Genomic DNA, 25,690 nt, shown 5'->3' on the forward strand with positions numbered 1-25,690 from the left:
CGGTAGCTGGCGAATTCGTTTAGTTGTTTTGTTGTAGTTGTAATATTCGATACAATACTACTGCTGCTTGTGCTCTTGTTACGGATTGTTTTGGTGCAAATTTGTCCGCGGTTATACCGTTCATCAGATTTGCTTTGGTTACAGCAATTACAGCATCTTGTGCGTAACTAGAAATGGTTGATGCATCGCTATAATTGGTGCGCAATTGTGATGGAGTTTTAAGCTGCAACGTACGAGCAATAATTACCGCTAGTTGTTCTCTCGTTATTTCTTCTTGTACTCCAAAGTAGTCAGCTGTTATTCCTTGAATAATACCTCGTTCTACTGCTTGTTTAATGGCATCTGTATACCACTTTCCACTCGCTACATCTTGGAACGGTAATGTACTATTAGTCTGAGTAGACGGAATAGGTAAGTCGCTCCAGTCAACTGCCCGCATCATCATTGTAACTAGTTCCGCACGTGTAACTGCTGCATCTGGTTTAAACGATTGTGGCGATACTCCTTCAATAATACCTCGTGCCTCCAAATAGGTTATCTCCGTTTTTGCCCAGTCTAGATTATCAATATCGGTGAACTGTCCCACATAATAAAGTCCAGCATAGCTGCCTGTAGTTGTAGCTTGGATAACAAACTGTTGCTTACTTACGTCATAGCGACTGCTGCGCATCGCTTGCGCTGTTCCATCTTTATTCAACTGGTAAACAACTAACCGAGCTGCTTGTTCTATTGTTTTTTGTTTATAAGGCAGTTGGATGGTAATAGGCGTACTCGATAAACGATTTTGTTTCGCTCCATCCACATATAGGTCGATAGTGTATGCCGTCTCATCCAGCACCATCTGTTCCTGTGGATCTGGCCATAAAGAATGATTTGTTTTGCTAATCACTACCTCTATTGTATCTTTTGCATTAGCAATTAACTCTGCCAACTGTGCAGGTGACCACTTAAGCTTTGCCCCTGGTGTATCAATGTGAAAAGCAAGTCCTTGCTCTACAGCATCTTGTAGCCGTTCCACAGGTATAGCTAATGAAATACTAGTAACATCCGTAGATGGTGTCATATCATGAGATACGACTATTGCTTCTTTACCTACAGTTATTGTACCGTCACCATCTTGCTTATCATCACTTTTCTCGGGAACATAAGGCGGATAGGACGGCGCCGATGGTTGTACAGGCTCACTAGATAAGTTTTTCACATACAAGTCATCCATTACTAAATAATCATTCATAATATTGATATTGCCACGCAACGTCTCGATTACCAAATAATTATCTTCACCAACCGATGTAAATGGTACTACCACTTGGTTATAACGTTTACCTGTCGTTGTTTTACTCAATAGCTGTGCGGCAATTTCTGTACCGTTAGCTTCACGTACACTTACTCGGTACAATCCATCTTGCAATGTGTCATATTTAAAACCAACCTCGTACTCTGTATCAGCAGCAAATCGTAGTGTAGATGGTACTGTTCGGAATAAAGCACCTTTATAATCTTCGTTTGTTTTAAGCGCATATCTACCATTTAGTACATAATTCATATGCTGCATGGAATTTGGATTCGGATCTTTTTCGACAAGATGAGTTTGACCTCCCGAACCACGCAAGTACATAAATGGTCCCCAACCTTCATACACATTCTCAAAATCTTCAAAGTACTCATAATCACCTTTATTCGTTACACCGGGCTGTTCCCAGATGCGCACATCGTCGATGAGTACGATACTATCAGAAGCAGGTTGTTGCGCTTCATCTACTTGCATGTAGATAACAGCTTCACCGCTGTTATTCGCCGTAAAATCTACTTTCATTCTAGTAAATGTTGTATCTTTAAATTTATGCGGCTCTTCTCGATTTAACATTGGTTCATTTTCAATATAATTTGTAACAGGGAGACCACCATAATCTTTCACACCTAGTGTCACTCGTTGTTTCCCCTTATTACCTGTCGTCAACCAGACGGAAGCCGTATAAGTTTTTCCTGGCGTCAGTCCTGTAATTTTTTGACTAACTGTTGCCGCTTTTCCTTCGGCGATTTGCAACATATTGTTGTATCTCGCATCCCGTGTGATAGTAACATGATCGTTGTCAGTCGCCTGAGAATTTACTTGCCAATGAGCAAAAGTTTGACTATCAAAACCTGGATCTGCTACATACGTTCCTTCTCCCCAGTTACTAGCAATCGGTGTAGTAGCAGCATCTTCGATTGTTTTATAAATGACATAAGGAACTTTTTTTACCGCATCAATTGTTACTTTACCGTCTTGCACTACAAGTTGCTGCTTATGTTGTTTGCCCGTTTCGTGTAATTCGTACAGTTCTACAGTAGATTGCCCTGCCCAACTATTAGGCAATTCCCATTCTGTCGAACCACCCACAGGATTCCAATGATAGATTTTCAACTCTTGCTCAGGATCCCATGGTAAAAATATTAAACTTTCTGCCTTTGTATTCAACGTCCCATCATTATTTATTTTAATATCCGATACTGCAATAACTTTGCCGTCTTTACGAATGACACCTACTTCCGTATCATCCTCTTTCGTCTCAAGCATTACTTCTACTTGATTAGCAAACGTAATTTTTTCGTCTTCCCATTTCATTATCGGAAAATACTGCATATATTTCGTAGGCAAATTTTGATTATAAAATACATCTACTCCTTCTCGCACATTCGTACGCCCTTGCCATGTTGCGATGCCAGGCTGCTGGACACCTTTTAGCAACTTACTTAGTTTTGCACTATTAGCAGGGAAGGTGTCTTGATACTCATTTTTAAGGAAGCGAATAATTTTACTACCGTCACCACTGCTTGGATAGTATAAATCTGTTCCCCAATGAGTCCAAAGTGCATCTTGCTCTAATGGACCACTAAACTCGGTAGCTACCATCCAATCATTCTGCTGTAATATATTAGCAAGTTGTTTGGCATGCCAGCCAGCTCCTGCATACACATCTACGTAAACCCAATCGAGATCTGGCGCATCTTGCTTCAATAAAGCAAATCGCTCTTTCAGTTCCCCGCTTAGTAAGTCTTTCATTTGATCTACATAATACGCTTGATCCAGCCAACCCCACCCTGCACTTAGTGGCTTATATAGATGTTCATAGTTAGTATAAAATGCATCTAACATATATTCGTTGATATTAACGTGGACACCAATCTTCAAATTATAATCATTAGCTAGTTCCGTTAATTTTTTAAAATCCTTAGCTCCGCCTTGACGAATACCGATATGTCCGCCAACGTCAGGATGACTATCATCATGCCCTTCTGCTTGGTAACCTTTATGCAAGATCATTTGACCAAATCCATCGTATAAGTTATAAAGCTTTTTAGCATCATCTAAAGAACGTAAAAACGGGTTTTGGGCTAAACTATTGAAATTAAAGCTGATATAAGGAATATGATCTCTAATCCAATCGCCACCTAGCGGCACTTCCATCTGTTTACGAAATGCAATTGCGCCATCTTGCCAGTCAGCCGTTTGATCTCCGTTGGCGTCGGGTGTAATGATAACTTTTGCAAACATATCCGTCTGCGGTGGAAACTGCTCATCATAGCCAACTACCCCCCGATAAATCCACGCACCATTCCATAATGCCACCTCTGCTTGGTTACCTGTTTGTTTATCTACCCCAATAATTGTTTTCGCTGAAGTTTCGACAATATTATTCACAATAGTTGCAGCAAAGTTACCATCACTTAAAAAACTGTATGTTCTAGCTACTGTTCCAGCATCCATGTCTTTTGCAGTTGCAAAGCTTTCTTGCAAGGAGTTCCAATCGCCGGAAGTCCAAGCTGTAGCAATTTCTGCATCGTCATTTTGAAAACTTACTAGTTTATGATTTGGAAATTCAACCGTTAATATAGGATAATCTTCGGGCTCTTGTATCACTTTCTGCTCAAAAGTAAGGACATTATTCTCCACACTTAACAATGTTTCCAATTTCACTTGATAACTCTGTTCTGTACTTTCATCTATTAATGTAGCAGTTATTTCATACGTCGCTGAATGGTTATCATATTCGACATTATCAACAGTAATCATGCTGTCCTCTCCATTTATACGAATCGTGTATAAAAAATCAGATTGAGCAGCAATTTCTTGGTTACTTTCTAACCAAGTATATTTACGTACTGCTGGATAACGATTATCTAGCTCTACCTTCATATCATTCGATTGAATAACGATTGGCTCAAGCTCTCCTGCTTCAGGTGGAGTAAGTGGAATATGTTTTTCCACAGCTAACTCATCGATTGTAATTGTTTTATTTTCAAACCAGCCACGTAAACCAATTTTCCCAGCCGTTATTGGAATATCAACAGTCATATTTGCAAACATTTCTCCGTCAAGCCACGCTTTAATCGTCTGCCCAACGAACTTTATTTTTAATGTATATTCCGTATCTTTTTTTAGTTCCGGCCCGCCATCTGTTAACGTTCCGTAGCTACTACTATTTTGCCATACCCATTTACCACCAACGTCATTAGCTATCATCGCATAAGAATTAGGACCACTATAACGAAATAAAAATCCTATTCGCCCAACATTAGAACTAGTTTTAAACTTAATTGTATAAGTTCCATCCGCTATATCCGTACTGTCTTCGTCATAAACGATCATGCTGCCAGTTGTTTTTACTAACAAATTACCGTCTTCTATTACCGGTTGCGTAGGTAGAACCGTTCCATTGTCCAAATGCCAGGTGCCCGCTATGCCATCATCATACGTCCTTCTGTAATCGCTTGTAAGATTAACGTCCACTTGTTCAACCTCTGTTATCGATTGTTCTTCCGTTGATATCGGAGTTGAATTATTACTCTCCTCCGCCATCTGATCAACAGATGATTCCGTTTCGTTTGTGTTGTTTTGTGCAGTAATGGTAGTTGCAAAAGTCAATAAAAGGACAAGTACAGTAACTAAACTTCTTTGCACTAGTTTCACTTTGCTACCTCCTACTATTATTTTTTATCTTCATCCCTTAGATTGTAAACGTCATCAAAAAGTGATAACATATACAATTTTGACTTTTTCCTTGATAATATTGACTATTGATAATAGTTATAACGGATTTCTCTACTTTAGAAAATTAAAAAACGGATAACAAGCAAATTTAAGAATAGGAATTGGAATGAACCCCATTTGCTGAATTATCCGCTAAGTTGCGATATTTTTCCCGTAACTTATGTAGCGATTAATCACTATATTAAGTTGTGTAGTATCTGGTCGTTCCAAATTTGTGCTTCTATATAAGGTGCTGATTCTTCAGATAATTCGCTCGTCCAAGACTGTTCTGGGAGTCCTTGACTAGCCACTAGTTCCTTCACTTCATCCATCGTAAACACTTGACCATACCATGATGACGGCTTCATCGTGCTTGAATTTGTAACACTACTTTGCTGTTTTATTTGTTTACGCTGCTCATACGATATCATACTATCTGGGTAAGTAAATGAAATATCATTACTTACAAACAGTGATAATGGAATACGTATACTAACGATATTAAATGCTGCACCATATTTTTCAATCCAAGCAGATTGACCATAGACCGCATATAGTGGATAGGTTTGTACTGGTGTTTTTCCTTTTGCTATAAAACTTTCACACAACCACTGTTCTGTCTGTTTCCGACTAGCCATATAAGCAGCAGGTGTTTTGAATCTTGCGAATAATGGTGAATCATCACCTAATTTTTCCATCACACGTAGCGCCTCATCATCGGGCAGTGCGGACAACGTTTGAAAAGGTGTTGCTCCTTGCTTATAATAATGGGTTACATGAGAAACCATTAACCTACCTCACTTCTTTTTGATTTTATATATATAAAAAGGATATGCTGGAAATGATGCATACAGCTCTCTTTGTTCTATGACATAATTCGGTTTTTGCAAATATTGTTCAACTGATTCCAATGGAAGCTGGTTGGAACTAGCCATTAACATTAAATATCCTTCAGGTTGCAATAAATGAAAACAACTGTCTAAGCACTTTTGAAAATTTCCCGTTTCATGAATAGTGGAGCCGATTAAAGTTACAATAGGAAAGTTTCAACAGGCTCATCGAAATTAAAAATATTTGTGCAGATTACTTTTGCTGGATTTGGATGTCGTTCCCTTTGCTGCCTATACTCAAACATCTCACAAATTTCACTGTCTATGTCAATACTAGTTAGTTCACCTGTTTCTTTTAACCAGTATCCCAAATAATCATCCCAATCTCCTGCACCTATTCCTACATTACAAACTTTTATTCCATCAAATATAGCGAATGACTTTCTAATGTAGTCTCTTGTTACCATTTCCGTGTATAGACACTGTGGAGAACTGTTCCACTCGCCAGCTTCTGGACTTTTGAGATCAAGGTAATAACGGAATAACTTTTCATCCATATCCATGCTAGTTCCTCCCGAGATTTATTTTGGTATCCGTTTTATCATAAAACGAAATATAGAAGATACATATAGGTGAAAACTACTTTTATGCCGTATCCCCCTTAACTCAGCAAACGCAAAAAAGGAGCCATATCGCTCCTTTTTCTAATCGATATTTTATTTCATAGCCGCTACTTGAATATGACCAAATGCCCAATGTGTCGCTGGCACATCTTTGAATATAGCTGCTTCATTTGTTACCGCTGTTCTACCTAACATACGATTAAGCATGATCACTGCTTCCGCACGATTCACCTTACGATCTGGTCGGAACGTGTCATCATCGTATCCTGCAATCAATTGTTTAGATGATAATATCGCTATAGCCGTTCTCGCCCAATGATTATCCATATCTGTAAAATCTGCTTGACCTGATACATCTTCCCCGCCAAGCTGTAACATTCTAACGATGATTGTTGCTAGTTCTGCACGAGTGACTGCTTCATTCGGTCGGAAATGATTAGTCTTGGTGAAATACCCTTGTGCGGTTGCCGACTGAATACTACTCGCTGCCCAATGTTCGTCGCTGACATCTTGGAAGGCTGCCCTATTTTCATTAGTAGTTGCTGATTGTACTACCAATCGACTAACCATCACAGCAAGCTCTGCCCGTGTCAAGGTACGACTAGGATAGAACATCCCTGTTTCCGGCATAGTCATATAAGGACTTTCGCTAAATTCTGTTTGTTTTGTTTGTTCTGTTTGTTCTGCTTCATCAGGCTTATCTGCATCCTTTAATTTATTAACTGTAACTTGAACTTTAGCATCTACAGACTTACTATTTGCAGCATATGTCGTTATAATCTCTACTTTCTGCTCGGTTTGCTCGGCTGCTAACCATTCTACAGTAACCGTAATTTGTTCGGAAGCATTGGCTGCTAATTCTGCTGTGGTCCAGATTAGTTTACCATCCACTTGCTTAGCTCCAGCAGCATTAACTACTTTCACACCGCTCGGAATAGTCATCGACAGCGTACCTTCGTCCATTATTCGCTGGGAATCATTACTATACGTAATAACTAGTTTAGATGTATCGCCTGCCATCACCTGCTTACGCGCCAGCTCTATCGCTACTGTCGGAAGAACCGCTTGTGGTATATACGGTGGGTATATTGGTGCTTTTGCGATAGCAAACTGATTGTCTGAAGTATTCAATTCCACTTTCGAGAATGCAGTTCCTGCTCCTGTAACAGTAAACTTCACATCGTAGCTACCTGGTTTCATCAATTTAGGTAAAGTATAATCGGCTGCCCAGCTTTTAAAACCATCTGTTTCCCATGTTGTCGCATTAGTTACCTGTAATGGAATTTCTACTCCATCTACTTCTGCAGATACACCTTCAGATAAATGCGAGCTATTTGCTTGTAACTGCAAGACTTCTCCTGCTTTCAACTCTACAATAGTCGGATCAAATTCCGCTTTAGTACCTACCCATCCATTGAGTGCTTTTTCCATATGAATCGTTACTGTAACTGGCTCACTAATTCCGCCATTCGTATGTTGAACGCGGTAGCTGAACTCATCTATCCCTGACTTAAAGTTACTGTTCGGGGTATATACAAACTCTAAACCGTTCATTCCATCATCTTTTATAGTTCCATTACTTGGCAAACGGTCAAAACTAGCAAAGCTAATCCCATCATCAGAGCCTGCATACTGCCCCGCTCCTGTAATAGTCACCGTGGATTGACCTTCCTCTACTACTTCCACTTGGTCTGTTACCAGCGGGATTCCCTCGACAACGAAGATGGCTGGGTTCCCAGTGTAGCCCTTCTCATCCGCACCATCCCAGGTAAAACTGATTCTGTTATTTAAAAGCTCATCAACAGGAACAAAGCTGAGGTCTGACAACTGCTCCACTGGAATTTCCTGATCTAGTACCACTGCCACTCCTGCGAGTTGCAACTGTCCGATAGTCGCATCAGGTAAACTCCGTAATTTTACTTTACTTAATTGTTCACCCATTGGCGTATTAATGACCGTTCTGAAACCTGCTTGAAACTCTTCCTTGGTGAAGACGACATCCCCTGACGCAATCACTTGTTTGTTTACTTCATGTACAACTATATCGTGCGTAGACAAAGTGATGAGATGCTCTATCTTTCCTGGTGCCATCTTAGTATTTTCATCATTTTTTTCCAAATATTCAGATAAAATAATATTTACGATATAGTTCTTGTCTGGATTGATAGATGATTCTTTTATCTTTAATGGGCTACTTTTTCCATCCTTATCTACAATAGACGTTACTGCTCCCAATTGTTCTCGTGATACATAACTATCTAGTGACTTGTTTGGATCGAGTTGCTCCTCTACGACATTTACTTCCAGCACATATTTATCATCAACTTTAATGTCGGTAGTGGGGGTAACCGTTAATTGACCTTTTTCCACATGCAATTCGATATCACTAATAACGGCCTTCTCTTGTGCTCCACCATCAAGTACAATTTGCCCCCAGTTAATCTTCACAGCCCAAATAGTATTAATATCCTTGCTCGTAATATAATCATGCACAGTTAAGCCAACATAATTATCCCCAAGTTTTATATCTGTTAATTGATCTCCCCTAAATGGCATAACTGTTGTACTCCATATGTCATTTTCCCCAAGTAAGCTGCCTCGATAGGCTGATGCTGCCATCTCCTGCTTATACTTGCTACTAGTACTAGGAGCGTTCGGATAGTTCAACGTTCCTTTTCTTAATACAATATCCGCTGGATCAGTTGATAGATAGGCACGAATCCATTCTTTTAAACTAGTTCTGCCTAGCATGCTATAAGCATCAATATCATGAGCCCTTATTACCAAGGCTGCTGATTGTTCCGGAAGGGCTGTAACATTAATTTTAAATTCGATAGGATAGTTACCATCTCCATTCTTGATTTCTACCTTTAGATCATTATCAGGTTGACTATCTACCGCTCCTCCACCCCAGTTATCTTGGTTCGTCATAAAAGTATACCCAGTCCCTGCTGCTACCTGATACGCTTGCGCCTGATTATCTTGTATAAATGGTATATAACTCGTCAATAAACTTAAACTAAGTGATAATATACCAACACGTTTCAACAGTTTTTGTTTCCAATGTTTCATAATACTCATCCCTTTGCATTTTTTACTGAACTTACATACTGATTAGTTTTAGCATACATGTTTAACAAGCTATATTCTGTAACCAAGACCACTACAATAGATATCAAAACCCATTAACGACTTATTTCCCTCAATGTTTTCTAACATTGAAATATGTTTCTATAAATAAAAATAAGACCTCATTAGCGCTTGACTAATTTGATCTTATTTAACGTTATCTTTGATGTCATACTTGCATGAAATGCAACACTGTCTGTGTTCAAGGTTTTCCCTCTCATTACAATTTCGATTCGCACCTGCACGAGGTGCGACTTCATGTCGCAAACAGGTGTGACAGACTTCGAAATTTCAATTCACGCACCTACACAAGGTGCGACCGTATCAACGAACGCCACCACTTCAGCACTTTGATTTCAATCCACGCACCTACACAAGGTGCGACAAACCTCGAATAGAAGTTGCTGTATATGAGATTTATTTCAATCCACGCACCTACACAAGGTGCGACTTAGAAGGATATGACAAGGAAGCGATTTACGATATTTCAATCCACGCACCTACACAAGGTGCGACACTTTAGCGGCTTCGAACTTCGAATACTGGCCTGATTTCAATCCACGCACCTACACAAGGTGCGACTAAGCAGCGTTGCAAAGGCGCACAGGCTGTACAATTTCAATCCACGCACCTACACAAGGTGCGACAGGGATTTTTGCAGATGGAAGTTTATGTGATTACATTTCAATCCACGCACCTACACAAGGTGCGACCAATCAAGCCAGCCCCCATGTTCGAGGTTAATGATTTCAATCCACGCACCTACACAAGGTGCGACAACGTCGCCGTCCGTAATAGCCCGGATATAAACATTTCAATCCACGCACCTACACAAGGTGCGACTTGGAGCTTTAATAGAGTCGTTGTAGTAGAATAAATTTCAATCCACGCACCTACACAAGGTGCGACTGCGAAAATAAGCAAAATAGAATAAGTTTGAAGTGCTTTTGTTCTTATTAGTGATAGCGAATAATGATTTAATGTCTTTTTTTAGAGTATATCATACTTTTTCTATAATTACTCTTACTTAATTTCTAGTTTTTTCTAATTATTTGGTGCGAATCGCCTAGAGATTTTATGTGTGCCTCACATTCGCACCAGTGGTTCGCACTAGAATTTATGCTATTTTGTTATGCACATTTTTCATTGCGGTACAGAAATTTTTGCGTCGAGTCTATAGTGTTAATTATTAATTATTAAATTTTTAGAATTAGTTCCGTTTTCTCATAAAACGTGTTCCTACACAAATGCTACTCTCTTCGGAACTTTTAGCCACATTACAAAAAAGCCAATTACACCTGTTAGAGCAATATAAGTATTGATAAGATATAACGTCTGTGGTCCCAAAAAGTCAAACATCCAACCACCCGCTATACCCGCTACAATGCCAGAGATTCCTCCCCACGTAAGAGCGTAGATGGCTTGCCCTGTTGCACGATGTTGACTCGGAATGAGTAATGCGGTCAGACTAGTTCCTATATAATAGTAACCTCCGAACGTAATACAATGCATCGTTTGAATGAGTATAATATGCAATGCACTAGTCGCTTCCGACATAAGAAACCAACGTAACACATACAACCCGCTGACAATAACAAGACAGCCGATCATCATTTTGGGAGATTTCTTTAAATATTTATCGAATAATAAAAAGACGGGTATTTCAAAAACAGAAGCTAAAAATACTGACCAACCGATTAATGCATGGGAACCACCCAGATTAGCTATATATAAAGAAACAAAAGTTTGATTAATCGAGTTCGGTACTGATATTAATATACCAAGAAGTACAAAAACAAAAAATAGCTTACTAGATACCATCACCTTCCAATAGCTTTGGCGCTCCACTGGTTGATCGCTAACTACTCTGCCCTTTGGTAACTTAATCGTAAATAAAAGCGACACTACCATCATTGCTGCATACAATATCCACAAATTAAGTAAACCCATCCAGCTTAAAATTGGACCTGCTAATACTGCTGTAACTGCCCACCCCAAGGAACCCCATACCGAAATGCTCCAAACTTGTAAGGTGTTTTTTCAATCGAATTGAGAATGAGACTGTTACTTTGCGAAAATGTAGGACTATTAAAAAAGAAAAATATTAACATTAACCCGAATATTACGATGTAGCAGTATAGCTAGATGCTGATATTCACCAGTAAAAATAATGTCTATCGCTTTATTACCAGAAAACACCAATACTTTTTGCTCAATTAATTCCAAATCTTTCTGCTCTGCCCCATAAAAAGCGAATGTAAGCGAATGTAATCTCATATGGCTCCAACTTCTTTTTGTCGTCACTTACTTCTGTAGTTGATGCTGGCTTATCAGCTTTATTACTAATAGTAGAAGTTGTTGATGTGCTGAAAGCAGTTAATAGTGCTATCATCACTAGAAAACCTATCACGCCCGCAAACATAAACAAAAATAGAAACGCAGCTACTGCTAATTTAGATGTAGCTGCGTTCACAATGTTCTGAACCTATTTATTATTTATTTACTATGCATCATTGTTATCCATTACATCTAACATCAAATTAGCACCTAATTTGAACCCATAAGAAAAAGTAGCCTCTACTTGCATATTGTTAACGACATCACGCAACTCTAAATGTGCTTCCAGTTCGGCAAACATCGTCTCACCAAGTTTTTCTTGCCACCCCTCTGCTTGCTCCGCTATTTGTGTCGTAAAAGCTCGATAGTTAGGATGCGACGGAACAATCACTTCGTCAGGATTAATCCGTCCATGATACAAGGCTTGTATAATCGTATTTCGTTTATTATTCATTATTTTCTTCATCCTTCCACTATTTTCATCGCAACGCTTGAATGAACTTCATGCACATGGTAGGATATTTATGCAGTCTGCTGTTTCAGCGATTGCTGGTTGGGAAGTGGCAACTTCTTCGTCGGATGGTGCCGCTTCTTTTTTTGTATATCAAAATATCGATTCTTTTTATGGACTATATCCATCACCTCTTCTTGTGCCCATAGCACTACGATAGATGTTAGAACGGTAGGTGTCAATAACAATTACAAATTAAATTACTATCTAATTTTAGAACGTATGTTTCCAATAAAAAAACGCCTGATGGCGTTTTTTTACTTCCCTATTTTTGTATTATAAATAATTATATTCCACCACCTAACGTAACAACACAATTTCACAGACCGATTAATCCAATTTTCCGTGTCGTCATATTTATACAATAAATTGAAATGAATGGCAAAGCATATTAGAAGCCATCAATGAAAGACATTCAGATATCCCACAATTTGAGAAGCTGTTAAAAGAAAGAAGAGTTCTACAAGCACAATGTCTCATTATTTGTTAAAGGGATTTTATCTTAGAGAAATTCAATTTGGAAATGTAATCGAGAATACTAAAAAGCAGTTCGCTCCTCATTCGAGGGAGGGCTGCTTTTGTTCGACTAGCTTTACCATTCGTATCTCATTCACGACAAATGCTGTGAGTTACGTCTGTATTCGCATACGAAATAGACCTCGGTACTTGGCTGTTGCCATACCGTAGAACCTCTTCATCTCTGCATTTTTATGTTCAAAACTGGTCTGGATTTTTCCGTATTAACGTAGAATACATACCAAAATATAGTGATCATGAAATTTATTTTTAGGAGGCTGCAACATGATAACAGAATACTATTTCTGTAGCAAAGCATGTGTTTGAGGAAAGAAATGTGAAAGTAGAGACATCACAAGAGCAGGAATGACAAACCTGACGAAGAGGTTCGAACTGAACCTCTCAATAAATTGAACGACATGGACTTTCTCAGCGCCCTCCGAGTGTGGAGGTTTTATTTGTACATATTATTCTATCCATTATTCACTTAGTAAAATCGTCAGTAGTTGCAGCTGATATCGTCTCACCAAACCGTACTAACACATGCCACATTAACTTTAACTCTTGAAGCACTTCCTCATAACTTCCTCTATCACTCCATCTTTCTGGATTATTGTGTAGACCATTAACTGCGATACCAATCGTATGAGCATCAATAAGATGGTTAACAGCTATTCTTTCCGCTAGTGAAGGCATGGTCGGTCCTCTATAATAAGACGGCACTTCGCTCTCGTGAATACTATATCCATGGTGCCAATGTAACGCTATCGCATACTGCTCACATAATTTTTCTAACGTTCTTCCCACATCCGTTCCTTTAAAGGAAGGATCAGCTACTAATATTTCCACATCATCTTGTAAAGAGATATTTCCATGAACTTGTGCTTCTATATAATAATTAAGATTTTTTGTTGGCATTCGTTTCATTCGTTCCGCAATTGGTTCTTTTAACAAAACTGTGAACCTATCTAACACTTGTCGTGGAAATAAATTATTTTCTCCAAGTACATTTTCACGTAAAAACGACTCTTTAAGAACAGCCGCTATAATATCATCGAACGCTTCAATTGTACCTTTTTCGAGCGGATCATCTTGTGACCCACCATAAGTGTAGGTACAACGATGCGATACAGCTGGAGCAAGCAAAAAATAACAAGAGCCAAATCTAGGAGACGGACCATCGGAATGCGCCATAATATCTAATGCTCCATACTTTGGTCTTTCACTTTCTATAATGTATTCTGTATGATACGCGCCACCAAATAAAGATTTTTCCCATAAATCCCGCACACCGCCAGGATAAGCTGACACACTACCGTTAGAAATTTTCGTCTCAAACTGGCTTTTATATACCCCATCTTGCAACAATGCTTGTGCCACATTTCTTTCACGGTCAAGTGGACGATCCGGATGAAAATGTAATGCTACTCGCGCATCTAATCTAAGCTTTTCAATAGATTCCTCATAATCACTCCTAGGAATATTAGACATTTGCAAAATTTCAGTTATTGATGCTTGCGCCGCAGCTTTTCTTGAAGCAGCATACTGATTAATATAATTCATCGCTGCTTGCTGTGAGCTAGTAAGTTTTATCTTCTGTTTCATATTCCCTCCCGTTACTTTTCCCATTAAATCATTAGTGAATGATTGCTTACTAACTTGATATTTCTATGCATCGTCCGCTTTACGCTAACCGAATCTTTTCTTCGCTCTCTCACGAGCTTTCTCTATCTCTACTTCTCGATTACGAGGTTCTGCTTGTGTTACTAACGATTCTAACAGTTTTTGAGATGAGAGAGCTATTTCATCGATCGCTCTTTGGAAAGATTCTTCATTCGCTTTGGAAGGAACGTTAAAACCAGACAGTTTCCGCACATATTGTAGTGCAGCAGCTTTTATTTCTTCTTCAGTAGCAGGTGGATCGAAATTGTATAGCGTTTTAATATTACGGCACATAAAGTAACACTCCTTTTCAAGTCTAATTTACTACAGTACTACTATAGCTACGCATATAAAAATAGCCAGCAGCAAGAAAATTTATATATAACATCATACACTAGTGTTGTATAAATAATAAGTGAATATTGAGACAATTAAATTCCTGAATTACTAAGCTATGTATACTAGAACATAAGAAGCCCTCTTTGTTAATGCTTAAGAATCAATGAACATTGACTCTTGCATCAACAGAGAGGGCTTGCACTTTAAATATGATATGTTTCTTCTTATTAACTCATTTTTATCATAAAGTTATTACTACTTGTGCTGAACTTAATATATAGTATCATTATCTATTCTTGCATCTCTAAAGAACTATATGATAGATAATAGAAATGTATTATTTTGGAGGGAGCTTCTGGAATCGAACCAGCATTCAGGGCTCTGCAAGCCCTTGCCTTACCATTTGGCTATACTCCCGTATCAACTATCTACTGTTAACCATCATTCCCATTAAAAATCCTTGCTCACCATTCATTCCTTCACTTCCCAAAAGGAGATAACCTAATCTCTCATTGCTTTCATCAATCTATTTTCTCACTCCTTTATTTTTAAATTATCTTGTTGCTCTATATATAGTTTAGTTGTAAAACGATATATGATCAATTACTAAGTCCCTATCATTACCATAGGAAAAACCTATCGTTTTCACTTCTAAACTAACGCATCTTAACGAATGACTTATCTATAATCGCACACATTTATCGTACGATATGTTGCATTAGATTGTACGATAACTTATAATAATTGTACGATAATTAAAATACTATTTTGTGAGGTGGCTATAATGAAAGACACAACGAAGGTAATTACAGCAACGGAATTTAAGAACAATTTAGGAATGTACCTCGATTATGCAGCTTCTAATAACGATGTGGTGATTACAAAAAACGGGAATAAGTTCGCACGATTAACACCATATATTTCTGAAATCGAACGATATTTTACTGTAAAGGAACGAGCACAAGACTATCAGTATGGTGGCAAAAAGGTATCGTACACAGAATTTATGGAGATTTACGAAAACAGTGACCTACGAATGGAATATATTAATGGAGAAATTGTGCTACTTGCTTCGCCAAGTACATTTCATCAAGATATTTCCGGAAATCTACACGTTCATCTGCGAACGTATTTATCCGGAAAAAAGTGTAAAGTCTTTTATGCCCCTTTTGATGTACATTTCTATAAAAAGGACTTAGACACACCTGATGTGATGCAACCGGACTTGCTCATTGTTTGTGACTTCGATGAAGCAGTGAATGAACGGGATCGATATATGGGAACCCCTACACTGTGCGTCGAAATATTATCTAAGAGTACCCGCTCCAAAGATATGATTGATAAACTGAATACGTTTATGTTGTCTGGCGTGAAGGAATTCTGGATCATCGATCCTGAAAAACTTACCGTCTTAGTATATAGTTTTCACGATTATAACATTAATGAGTATACCGTTTATAAATCAAATGAAGTGGTGCGTTCTCATATTTTCGAAGGGCTTGAAATTGCTGTAGATACCATCTTCGAGACGTAAAAAAATAACTGTATTTTGCTTATCTTTGTTCTTATTTCTTGTACAGGTGTTCGAAAAATAAAATGGAGATCGAGGCTATCCAGAATGAAAACTGACTACTGGTAGCCTTTTTTGTAGAATTGCACAAGTGCAAAAAAATCGTCTTGTCCTGAGTAGTGATTGTTATGACATCACCCCATTACCGTTCTTTCATTATCTTCATTTTTCTCTTCATCCCGGGAACGTTTTTTCGCCATTTAATAGCCCATGATTCCATATTTGCGCTTCTATGTACGGTGCTGTTTCTTCTGGCAATTCACTGTCGCTTATTTGCTCTAACAAATTATCGTTCGCTAGTCGTTGCTGTATTTCATCTAAAGTAAACACTTGACCATACATCGACTGTTGCCATGTAAGGTTGTCGTTTGTAGCTTCCATTTGTTGTACCAACCGGTTACTTTGCTCATAAGATACCATGCTATCTGGATAGGTGAATGATATATCATGCGCTGAAAATAAAGTAAGTGAAATTCGAATACTAATAATATCAAATGCAGTGCCATACTTTTCAATCCAAGCAGAGGAACCTAAAACGGCATACAACGGATAAGCTGCCGCTGGTTTTGCTCCTTTTGCCGTAAAACGATCTAGCAACCACTGTTCTACTTGCTTCCGAGTATTCCAATAAGCAACAGGTGTTTTAAATCGAGCAAACAAAGGGGAATCACTTCCTAATTGTTCCATTACACGTAGCGCTTCCTGATCCGATAGTGCGGATAAACTTTGAAAAGGAGTCGTTCCTTGTTTGTAATAATGTGTGACATATATGTTCATTACTTACTCACCCTTTCTCTAAAAAAGTATGTGCAACGGTATCAAAAATTTATTTATGCTTATCATACCACTGATTATTCATTTGTAACTAAAAAAAAGAGAGCAATAATTGCCCTCTCCTTTATGTAAGTTGCTCGTAGTTAATGTGATTGTACAACTTGCATCATTTGTATAGTACAACTACTTCACTACGAGCATCTGTAGTACTGAATGATGATGACAGCTACAACGATGCTGGTTGCTGAATCGGTAACCAACGAAGAACGTCTTGAATTGTCGCATCCCAATAAGCCCAATCGTGTGTTCCTGGTCCTTCCACATATGTTAATGGTAATTGTAGGGACTTACTATGATCTCGAAACTTTTGATTTTGCTCATACAAAAAATCTTCCGTACCACACGCTTGATATAATAACGGTTTCGGATCAGAAGAACGAGCTACTTGATCTGCCAAATGAAATAAATCATGTTTCGTGTTTTCCAACTGCTCGTCACCAAATACAAGTGCTAGCGGATTGAAACTAAGCGCTGTTCTTGCATGATGTGCTGCAATGTCCAACACACCAGACAAACTAGCTGCCGCAGCGTAACGATCTGGATAAGTTAAAGCTTGTTTAAACGCCCCGTATCCTCCCATTGATAAACCAGCAATAAAGTTATCTTCTCGTTTGTCCGACAAGTGGAAGAAAGACCTCGCTATCTCAGGCAACTCCTCACTAATAAATTGTCCAAATTTCATCCCATACTTCATATCTGTATAGAAACTAAGATGTACCTGTGGCATAACTACAGCGATCCCCAGCGGAGCAACATAACGTTCGATTGATGTACGGCGTAACCAAATGGTGTCATCATCCGTAGCACCATGCAACAAATATAACGTCGGATGTTTATCTCCAAGTCGTACATTTCGTTGTCCCACTTGTCCAGCTGTTTGCTCAGGTAATAGTACAGTCATCTTTGTGCTTAACATTAACGTTTCCGAAAAAAAGTTACACTCGATCCATGCCATTTGTACTCAGCTCCTAGTTTATTCATTTGCATTTCCCAATAACATACTATCATTTTACTACTAGTTTCTACTAAACTCAAAATAGTAGACAAATTATGTTCTCCATGCAATATCAATGTTAGTTTTTGTCCACACCATATTAGTTGAGATGTCCAAGTCATTTACTTCTCACATACTAAAACACAAACAAGCCCTCATTGTATATATAAGAATCAATGTATATTGACTCCTTTATCAACAATGAGGGCTACACTACAAGTGTTATATATTTCTTCGTATTAACTCATCTACTTCGTGAAGTTATTACTATTTGTGCTAAAATGAATACATCGTAATTATCATCCATTTTTGCATCTCTTAGGAGCTATTTTACAGATAACAGGAATGTATTATCATTTGGAGGGAGTGTCTGGAGTCGAACCAGAAATCAGAGCTTTGCAGGCTCTTGCCTTACCATTTGGCTACACTCCCATAATTTTTATTGTTCGTCCTTCCACCTTTGTACAGTTACAAATTAACGATACATTCCAAGCAGATAAGGAGCTTTCCGATGGAATTAAAACAATTAGAATATTTCCTCATATTGAGTGAAGAACTACATTTTACCCGTGCAGCAGAGAAACTAGGAATAGCGCAGCCATCTTTAAGCCAACAAATTCGCTTGCTAGAACATGAAATGGGTATTCCTTTATTTGATCGAGTTGGAAAGAAAACAATACTAACAAAAGCAGGTCAAATATTGCAACAGCACAGTTACAACGTATTTCATGAATTATCGCAAGCACATGCAAATATTAATGAACTACAAGGACTACAAAGAGGGTCTTTAAAAATTGGTGCATTAATGACAGTTGTCCATTATTTGTTACCACCAACCGTCATTAGATTTCATACTCATTACCCAAATATTGAGCTTTCTGTATTAGGACTTCGCACTGGCGATATTTATGATGGATTACTGCAAAATGAGCTTGATCTAGGGATAGTATTGTTACCAGTCGAACAAGATAGTTTTGAAGTAGAGCCACTATACGAAGAGAATCTTGCTCTCGCTGTAGCTACTGACAACCCTATAAGTAAATCCCCATTTGTAACACTTGATATATTAAAAGAAAGTCCATCTATTTTACTACCAAACAATTATTATTTGCGACAACTCATTAATGAACACTGCCGCTCATTATCGTTTACACCACAACCAGTAGTGGAGATGACGACATTAGAATCTATCATCAACATGGTTAGCAAAGGAGTCGGCGTTACGGTCTTGCCGCAAGCTTATTTAGATCATCTTAATCATCCAGAGCTATCCATTATTCCTATTCAAAATCCAACCCTTACGACTCAAATTGGATTAATATATCGAAAACATAAGCATTTGTGTGCTGCTACAAGAGAATTTATAAAACAACTAGCTGAAACGACACGTTCCTTCATTTCCCAAAAAGAAATAACTTGATACTAATTACAGGCGATCTTCTATAAATACATTTAGAAAACCGCCTTCTATCTACCACCGTTTTACATATACAATATAAAAGTACTATGCCTCGTGTAGTACAATTATCCTTTAACATCTTTCAAACTAGCACCGAAATTAATATGATATACATTTCCATCAATGACTAGCGCTGGAACAGATTCGACTCCCAACTTCTCAGCCTCTGTAATACGATTTGGATCAGTACCTAAATGTACAATTTCTGTAGTCGTTTTTGCCTTATCTAAATAATTTAATATCATTTGCTCTGCATCTACACAAACGGTACAACCTGCATGATAAAATGTTGCTTGTGACATCTCAACCACTCCTCTAAACTATAATTTGTTTGGCTTAATATATAGTGTAGTCTAGAATAATAATAGGATCAATTACTACTTTGTTATGATCACCATAGGATTTACCTATCATTTCAAATTAATAAGATTAAGTAAATTTAACAAATTGTCAACAACTATGTCGGGCGTAACTTGTAACTCGTCGCCATGGCGATATTTTCCACTTCGAACAAGGACAGTCTTTATCCCTGCCTCTTTACCACCTCTAATATCCGTATTTATATCATCTCCAACAGTAAGTGTATGGGAAGAAGTAATGCCCATTTGAGTTAATGCCTCTTTGTATATTTGGTATGATGGCTTGCCCAGTAATATCGCCTGTTGACCAGAAGCATATTGGAACAATTTACTAAATGATCCAGTATCTAATTTCCGCTCTTCCTGATCCAAATAGTAAGGCGATTCACTTAACGTTATTAGTTTTGCACCACGATCTAAATAACGATATATTTCGTTCAATTGCTTGAATCCGAAAGGTATACGCTCAAAGTCACATAGAATTACATAGTCTGGGGTGAGTTCATCACTAAGCGAAGATTGTATATTTAAACGTTGCTGGATAAATTCGGGCCCTACAAACAAGAAAGATATAGGATCCTCGTATTTCATAAAATAAGAATTCAATACTTCCATCGGCGTAATAATTAACTCGGGAGAGACTTCTATCCCTGATCGTTGAAGGGTTAAAGCTAATTCTGCTGGGGAACGTCCAACGGTGTTAGTGATAATTCTAAATGGAATATTTCGACTCGTGATGTTTTGTACAAGTTCAGCAGCTCCTAATAGCCCTTTGCCACTTTGAATTAAAGTTCCTTCTAAATCTAATATAAATCCATCATATTTCATGTTAACACCTCATTATTGTACTGTTTTTTTATATCATTGCTTTGCTGTACGATCATTACTACAAACAACATTTATGTAACATATTAATATACATTCTGGCTCGATTGACTCAATTATATATGCTAGCAGTGCCTTTGTATCATCATATTCTACATCAAAAAGCTGCCCAGTGGTCAGTTTTGCCTGACTAGCTGGACAGCTCATACCTGTTGTTCTCAAGTAACTAGCTTAGCTGAATATTTTAGTGACCTCTTCCTTGTAAATCGGACAGAAATGACACGTTCACTCTTATTGCTCCAACAATCTACTAATTGCTGTAACTGCAATTTGTACTGTAGCATCATCAGCTGCTGTTCTTGCGTTTAGTTCCACTTGTTCCGCCTGCGTCGTTGCAGAGTATACCGTCACATCACTTGCGAACACTGGATCTAATGCTAATAAAGTTTGTTCATCACGAAGCGTTACACTCGTTATAGTATTTTCACCAGATACAACGGGTGGTATATAAGTTGGTGGCGTAGTAGGTGTAACAGGCGCTGGTTCTTCTCCAAATATAGCCGCCTCGATTAAACTGTTCCAAGCATTAATCGTGTTTCCACTCAGTTTAATTCGTACAAACTTACCTTCCACAGCACGTAATGGATACGTTTTATAGTCGGCTGTTTGACCTGATGTTTTACCCTCATAAACTCTATCCCAAATATACCCATTCGCTGAAACTTCTATTTTTATTTCACTTATGCGCTCGAGTCCTTTAAACCAAATCGCTGATAATTGCTGGATAACATATGGTTTATCTAACTCGAACATAATCCAACTATTTCCTTCGTCTGACCAGCGTGTCTCTAACTTATTATCGATCGTGTTCTCTGGTACATTGCCGTCATGCCCACTTGCAGTTACATAAGTAACCGGAATTTTTGTAGCATCCGTAGGCAACCCCAATGTTGGCGCTGTCGTATTTGGCGTTCCACTTATTTCTTCCTCGATGACAAATTGTACAAAATAACGATTATCCGCTACCTGTTGCTGTTCGTCTACGACATCGATTTGAACAACGTTAGAGGATATGTTAGTTACTGTTACTGTGTGTTCCGGATGAAGCGTATCAGCACTAATTACCGGAAGGGCGTCTCCATAAGCTACAGACTGCACATACGTATATTGTTCTGGAGAAAAATCGGCAATGGACTGCCCATTCATTTTTATATCGCTAAGTTTAGCTGATGTTGTTCCTTCAACCTCACCCCACTCCGCTAAAGGAGTGCTTGCTAATGTGTAACTGTTATTGGCAGGTAGTGCTTCGCCCGGTAATAGTGGTGTCATCTGTACTGCAATCGATACATCCGTAACATTCACATCTGCTTGCAAAACCACTGCCAGTTTTTTCACCAAATGATTAGCCGTTTGTCCGTTAGGGTTGAGCGTTCCCGTCATAGGAGCAGCGTCCATTACCGTAAATTGTGCGGCGCTTGAATTAACTAACTTCGCTACCAATCGTTTATCCCCATCGGTCAGTATCGCTGTTTGACCATTGTTCACAATGTCAATTTCAGCTGCGGTATGCATAAACCAATATAACTCCGACGCTTTCTTCAACTTTACTTCATCTCTCACGACAAATTCACGACGTTCATTAATTAAAGCAACTCCTCTAGTTGCATGAACCCCATGCGGAGCGTATGCTGCTGACATATCGGTAATGGCAAAAGCGTTATTATCGCTTGTTTTATTTAATTGCCTAGCAACGATTGGCGCATAAGCATTCCAAATTTGCTGTGTCTTTTTCGGATTTTCCGTAGGATTGATCACTAAAGTGTTGTGCCCATCTGGTCGTTTGCGATAATACGTCCAACGTGCCGATGCTTCATTTCGATCCCAAAATCCAGGTAAATTATAATCTTCTTTCCCCAAATCTACTGCCCAGCGCACACCAAGCGCATCTAAAACAAACGTACCGATGTCCAAATCTCCATGCGGCGCACCGTTGACTCCACCTTTAAATCCGACAAACGTCCCATAAGGATCTTCCCAATTACTCCGCATCGTCACTAGTGGTTGTCTCGTAAATTCATAATCTTTCTGCTCCGGTTGCCCACCTTCGTACAACTCGGGATCATACCATAGCAAATCATAGACGCCAATTTTATTCATTTTTTTATTACTATATTGATGGTACCAAGCAAAACCTGGCTGCTGCTGTTGTTTGGCAAACCAGAGCAACAATTGCCCGGAAATAAACGAGTCCTCGTTATCAGAATAATTGAATGTACCTGTATTTCCGGCAATGTAAATCGGATAATTAGGTGTTTCAAACAACCCTTCGTAAGTAGAAAATCCAAAATCATGACCAAATGTCGTTTCCAGCGAATGAAGTAAATATACTAAATATCTTGTACCATATTCCCAATAAGCTGGTCCTTCAATAGCGGAACCATCAGGAGCGTATTGGCGCAACCCATATTGTAGCGATTTAAAGGAATAATTGAGTATACTTCCAGCTAGCGCTTCCGTAGCCGCTCCACCATCATCAGCTACCGCCAGCGCACCAGCGATCATGCCAGCATTACTAACAAAATTCCAATTATAAACATCAATCGCCCAACCATTGCCTGCTTTATATACTTTTTCTGCTTCTTTCAAGGCTTTAGTAACAATTGCTGTTCGCACAGTGCTCTTTTGATCGTCATCCAAATAGTCATATAGCCAATCATAAGCAATCGATACGCCAAAACTCGTCATCGCTGTATCTAGAAAGTGTTGATGACTCCAATCTGGATAATTGGTCGAAGATACATTTTCTAATTCGTCCCACGCACGTGCCGCGTACTTTTCTTCTCCCGTTATTTGATACATAAATGCTAGCTGTACAAGATAGTTGCTCGCCGTTGTATCTAAACGTAGCCCATCCGGCTTTTTATAAGGTACGATCGGTTGTGTTAATAATTGATCTGTCGCTTTCTTCACTTGCTCGAACCAGCTTTGAAATAATGGATCTGTCTGTAGCAATCCTTTCATCCGGTCAAAGTCAGCCGCAGTAGCTAGTAATCTCGGATGCTGTTGCTGTGGATTTTTCACTTTTAGCTCTGCTATTATTTCTGTTGCCGTTGGTGCAATATAAAGGTTTACCGTAGTATTCACTTGGTGTATGCCGTCTGAAACTTTCACCACAAAGGGATCAACACCTGTGAACGCTCTATTTTGCAATTCATAGCTCCACTTTCCATTGGCAGTCAAGCTAAGTTGCCCTTCTTGTGGTTGCTCTACAACAGTATATTGTAGCGAATCACCATCTGGATCAGATACGATGATAGTACCAGTAATAGTAGCTGCATCTCCTGGCGCTGGTTTGTCCATCATATATAATTTCTCTGTCACGATTGGTGCACTATTTGCTTTCATTACGTTCATATTAATTCGGGAAACCCCCATTCCATCTTCATCATCTGTTACAAAAATATAAAAATAATCTGAACCAACAAAATCATCATTTGCAGTATAAGACCATTCTTTCGTTGTATTATCTATCTGTACTTGTCCGTAATATGGCTGTTTAGCTAATACCCCAGTTAAGTTTTTCGCTGGATCGCTCTCTGCTACTGGTAACTGCCCTTGCACAGTAGCACTTTGCACTACATCATATGGCGTATTATCTTCCGTAACCGCTATCATTTCACTGGAGTCACCTACAAAAATAGGAATAGACGCTCGCAAACTACTTCCATTAGCTACTTCTACTGTCGCAATCGTCAATCCCGCTTGCTGCGCAGTTACTTCTCCAGCTTCATCTAACGTAGCAACATCCGCATGAGAACTTTGCCACTGTAATCGAGGTAGTGAAGTGCCAGCAGTTAATGCTGGTTGGAATATTATTTCGTCGACTAAAGAACGTTTAGCACCAACATCTAATACTATTGGGTTCGCTTCTATAAAATCCATGCTATCAATGCTGACGAGTGGTTGCATAGTGAAATCATCTAGCCAAACCGTTCCCGTTCCTGTTTCAAACAAAAATTCAATTCGTAAAAATACTGCTTCTGGAACTGTTGGAACTTCAAACTCTTGCTCTACCTGTGTCCAATCATTATCTTGTTTCAAACTAAATAGCTCAATCATTGGTATACTACTTATTGCTTTACTAGCAAAATCATAGTATTGAATCCGAGCAAACACCCGATTAGTTATTGCTTCTGTTTTCAATTTTGCTGTAAATTGTAGCTTTTTGCCGCGAATCGCTTCATTTATATCTACTCTAGTATCAAAGATCAGTCTGCTTTTTTCTTCTATACTCGCAATTTTAAATGAATTTGTTCCCTCTTGCTTATCCGTTGTATCATATTCGTAAACGAAACTACCACTCTTTGGCGTACAGCGCCAATCAAGCGGGCATCCGTTCATACCACTTCGTGCTTCAAACCCACCATTTTTCACCAAATTAACTACTGGGCTACTTGATTCCGCATATACTTCTTCCATAACACTGCCGTTAGAATATGACGTTACGCCGAGTAAACTAATGATAACTACAAACATCATCGAGTAACGAATATATTTCCCCATGTCATGCATCCTTTCTCCATCAATATTTGTAATCAAAGTTATCTCCTGTATCAAATACAGGATGTTTCTGTAACGGAACCCCGCACCGAAACATCCTTGTTTAAACCATAATTACGCCGAATCTA

At 38.7% G+C, this 25,690-nt stretch carries 17 protein-coding genes, 2 tRNA genes and 1 CRISPR repeat array; of the genes, 3 read left to right on the forward strand and 16 right to left on the reverse strand.

Features of this window, described 5'->3' with window-relative positions:
• Nucleotides 1-19: 19 nt before the first annotated feature.
• The 7 genes from ACFSTH_RS12795 to ACFSTH_RS12825 all read right to left on the reverse strand — a co-directional run bounded on the left by ACFSTH_RS12795 (nt 20) and on the right by ACFSTH_RS12825 (nt 12,387).
• Nucleotides 20-4,954, reverse strand: coding sequence for an endo-alpha-N-acetylgalactosaminidase family protein (locus tag ACFSTH_RS12795; protein ID WP_377774820.1), 4,935 nt, complete (start codon nt 4,952-4,954; stop codon nt 20-22).
• A gap of 257 nt (nt 4,955-5,211) precedes the next feature.
• A complete protein-coding gene (locus tag ACFSTH_RS12800; protein ID WP_377774819.1) occupies nt 5,212-5,802 on the reverse strand; it encodes a hypothetical protein in 591 nt (196 codons plus the stop codon).
• Nucleotides 5,803-6,044: 242 nt separating this feature from the next.
• On the reverse strand, nt 6,045-6,407 hold the full coding sequence (locus ACFSTH_RS12805; protein ID WP_377774818.1) for a hypothetical protein: 363 nt from the start codon (nt 6,405-6,407) through the stop codon (nt 6,045-6,047).
• 153 nt (nt 6,408-6,560) lie between these two features.
• Nucleotides 6,561-9,539 carry an S-layer homology domain-containing protein gene (locus ACFSTH_RS12810; protein ID WP_377774817.1) on the reverse strand — a complete coding sequence of 993 codons (2,979 nt, stop codon included), beginning with the start codon at nt 9,537-9,539 and terminating at the stop codon, nt 6,561-6,563.
• A 345-nt stretch (nt 9,540-9,884) separates the two neighbouring features.
• A CRISPR array of direct repeats spans nt 9,885-10,505; the repeat unit is 32 nt; unit sequence ATTTCAATCCACGCACCTACACAAGGTGCGAC.
• A 330-nt stretch (nt 10,506-10,835) separates the two neighbouring features.
• On the reverse strand, nt 10,836-11,612 hold the full coding sequence (locus tag ACFSTH_RS12815; protein ID WP_377774833.1) for an MFS transporter: 777 nt from the start codon (nt 11,610-11,612) through the stop codon (nt 10,836-10,838).
• Nucleotides 11,613-11,808: 196 nt separating this feature from the next.
• Nucleotides 11,809-12,069 (reverse strand): hypothetical protein, encoded by a 261-nt coding sequence (locus ACFSTH_RS12820; RefSeq protein ID WP_377774816.1) that lies wholly within the window; start codon nt 12,067-12,069, stop codon nt 11,809-11,811.
• Nucleotides 12,070-12,099: 30 nt separating this feature from the next.
• On the reverse strand, nt 12,100-12,387 hold the full coding sequence (locus ACFSTH_RS12825; protein ID WP_377774815.1) for a DUF6809 family protein: 288 nt from the start codon (nt 12,385-12,387) through the stop codon (nt 12,100-12,102).
• 70 nt (nt 12,388-12,457) lie between these two features.
• Between ACFSTH_RS12825 and ACFSTH_RS12830 the strand changes: the two genes are divergently transcribed.
• Nucleotides 12,458-12,604, forward strand: coding sequence for a hypothetical protein (locus tag ACFSTH_RS12830; RefSeq protein WP_377774814.1), 147 nt, complete (start codon nt 12,458-12,460; stop codon nt 12,602-12,604).
• A gap of 839 nt (nt 12,605-13,443) precedes the next feature.
• Here ACFSTH_RS12830 and ACFSTH_RS12835 read toward each other — a convergent pair.
• The 3 genes from ACFSTH_RS12835 to ACFSTH_RS12845 form a co-directional block, all read right to left on the reverse strand.
• On the reverse strand, nt 13,444-14,553 hold the full coding sequence (locus tag ACFSTH_RS12835) for a DUF3626 domain-containing protein (protein ID WP_377774832.1): 1,110 nt from the start codon (nt 14,551-14,553) through the stop codon (nt 13,444-13,446).
• Between the two features lie 96 nt (nt 14,554-14,649).
• A complete protein-coding gene (locus ACFSTH_RS12840) occupies nt 14,650-14,916 on the reverse strand; it encodes a DUF2277 domain-containing protein (protein WP_377774813.1) in 267 nt (88 codons plus the stop codon).
• A 388-nt stretch (nt 14,917-15,304) separates the two neighbouring features.
• Nucleotides 15,305-15,378 (reverse strand) — tRNA-Cys (locus ACFSTH_RS12845).
• Between the two features lie 367 nt (nt 15,379-15,745).
• Between ACFSTH_RS12845 and ACFSTH_RS12850 the strand changes: the two genes are divergently transcribed.
• A complete protein-coding gene (locus ACFSTH_RS12850) occupies nt 15,746-16,495 on the forward strand; it encodes a type II toxin-antitoxin system prevent-host-death family antitoxin (RefSeq protein WP_377774812.1) in 750 nt (249 codons plus the stop codon).
• A 210-nt stretch (nt 16,496-16,705) separates the two neighbouring features.
• Here ACFSTH_RS12850 and ACFSTH_RS12855 read toward each other — a convergent pair whose 3' ends face one another.
• From ACFSTH_RS12855 to ACFSTH_RS12865, 3 genes are all read right to left on the reverse strand, one after another.
• Nucleotides 16,706-17,308, reverse strand: coding sequence for a hypothetical protein (locus ACFSTH_RS12855; RefSeq protein WP_377774811.1), 603 nt, complete (start codon nt 17,306-17,308; stop codon nt 16,706-16,708).
• A 223-nt stretch (nt 17,309-17,531) separates the two neighbouring features.
• Nucleotides 17,532-18,320, reverse strand: a complete 789-nt coding sequence (locus tag ACFSTH_RS12860) for an alpha/beta hydrolase (protein WP_377774810.1) — start codon at nt 18,318-18,320, stop codon at nt 17,532-17,534.
• Nucleotides 18,321-18,717: 397 nt separating this feature from the next.
• Nucleotides 18,718-18,791, reverse strand: a tRNA-Cys gene (locus tag ACFSTH_RS12865).
• A 79-nt stretch (nt 18,792-18,870) separates the two neighbouring features.
• Between ACFSTH_RS12865 and ACFSTH_RS12870 the strand changes: the two genes are divergently transcribed.
• On the forward strand, nt 18,871-19,779 hold the full coding sequence (locus ACFSTH_RS12870; protein ID WP_377774809.1) for a LysR family transcriptional regulator: 909 nt from the start codon (nt 18,871-18,873) through the stop codon (nt 19,777-19,779).
• Nucleotides 19,780-19,883: 104 nt separating this feature from the next.
• Here ACFSTH_RS12870 and ACFSTH_RS12875 read toward each other — a convergent pair whose 3' ends face one another.
• The 3 genes from ACFSTH_RS12875 to ACFSTH_RS12885 all read right to left on the reverse strand — a co-directional run bounded on the left by ACFSTH_RS12875 (nt 19,884) and on the right by ACFSTH_RS12885 (nt 25,601).
• Nucleotides 19,884-20,120 carry a thioredoxin family protein gene (locus ACFSTH_RS12875; protein ID WP_377774808.1) on the reverse strand — a complete coding sequence of 79 codons (237 nt, stop codon included), beginning with the start codon at nt 20,118-20,120 and terminating at the stop codon, nt 19,884-19,886.
• A 108-nt stretch (nt 20,121-20,228) separates the two neighbouring features.
• On the reverse strand, nt 20,229-21,005 hold the full coding sequence (locus ACFSTH_RS12880; protein ID WP_377774807.1) for an HAD-IIA family hydrolase: 777 nt from the start codon (nt 21,003-21,005) through the stop codon (nt 20,229-20,231).
• Nucleotides 21,006-21,293: 288 nt separating this feature from the next.
• Complete coding sequence (locus ACFSTH_RS12885; RefSeq protein ID WP_377774806.1) at nt 21,294-25,601, reverse strand: Ig-like domain-containing protein; 4,308 nt, start codon at nt 25,599-25,601, stop codon at nt 21,294-21,296.
• Between the last annotated feature and the right edge of the window lie 89 nt (nt 25,602-25,690).

Origin of the sequence: Paenibacillus yanchengensis (genome assembly GCF_042684845.1) — a bacterium.
In the GTDB taxonomy this organism is placed as follows: Bacteria; Bacillota; Bacilli; order Paenibacillales; family Paenibacillaceae; genus Pristimantibacillus; species Pristimantibacillus yanchengensis.

What these genes read in the sequence shown, in the direction of transcription:
- ACFSTH_RS12805 (WP_377774818.1), bottom strand. Translation starts at nt 6,407, where the DNA reads ATGGATATGGATGAAAAGTTATTCCGTTATTACCTTGATCTCAAAAGT.
- ACFSTH_RS12810 (WP_377774817.1), bottom strand. Translation starts at nt 9,539, where the DNA reads ATGAAACATTGGAAACAAAAACTGTTGAAACGTGTTGGTATATTATCA.
- ACFSTH_RS12875 (WP_377774808.1), bottom strand. Translation starts at nt 20,120, where the DNA reads ATGTCACAAGCAACATTTTATCATGCAGGTTGTACCGTTTGTGTAGAT.
- ACFSTH_RS12855 (WP_377774811.1), bottom strand. Translation starts at nt 17,308, where the DNA reads ATGAACATATATGTCACACATTATTACAAACAAGGAACGACTCCTTTT.
- ACFSTH_RS12870 (WP_377774809.1), top strand. Translation starts at nt 18,871, where the DNA reads ATGGAATTAAAACAATTAGAATATTTCCTCATATTGAGTGAAGAACTA.
- ACFSTH_RS12850 (WP_377774812.1), top strand. Translation starts at nt 15,746, where the DNA reads ATGAAAGACACAACGAAGGTAATTACAGCAACGGAATTTAAGAACAAT.
- ACFSTH_RS12840 (WP_377774813.1), bottom strand. Translation starts at nt 14,916, where the DNA reads ATGTGCCGTAATATTAAAACGCTATACAATTTCGATCCACCTGCTACT.
- ACFSTH_RS12825 (WP_377774815.1), bottom strand. Translation starts at nt 12,387, where the DNA reads ATGAATAATAAACGAAATACGATTATACAAGCCTTGTATCATGGACGG.
- ACFSTH_RS12880 (WP_377774807.1), bottom strand. Translation starts at nt 21,005, where the DNA reads ATGAAATATGATGGATTTATATTAGATTTAGAAGGAACTTTAATTCAA.
- ACFSTH_RS12800 (WP_377774819.1), bottom strand. Translation starts at nt 5,802, where the DNA reads ATGGTTTCTCATGTAACCCATTATTATAAGCAAGGAGCAACACCTTTT.
- ACFSTH_RS12860 (WP_377774810.1), bottom strand. Translation starts at nt 18,320, where the DNA reads ATGGCATGGATCGAGTGTAACTTTTTTTCGGAAACGTTAATGTTAAGC.
- ACFSTH_RS12830 (WP_377774814.1), top strand. Translation starts at nt 12,458, where the DNA reads ATGCAGTCTGCTGTTTCAGCGATTGCTGGTTGGGAAGTGGCAACTTCT.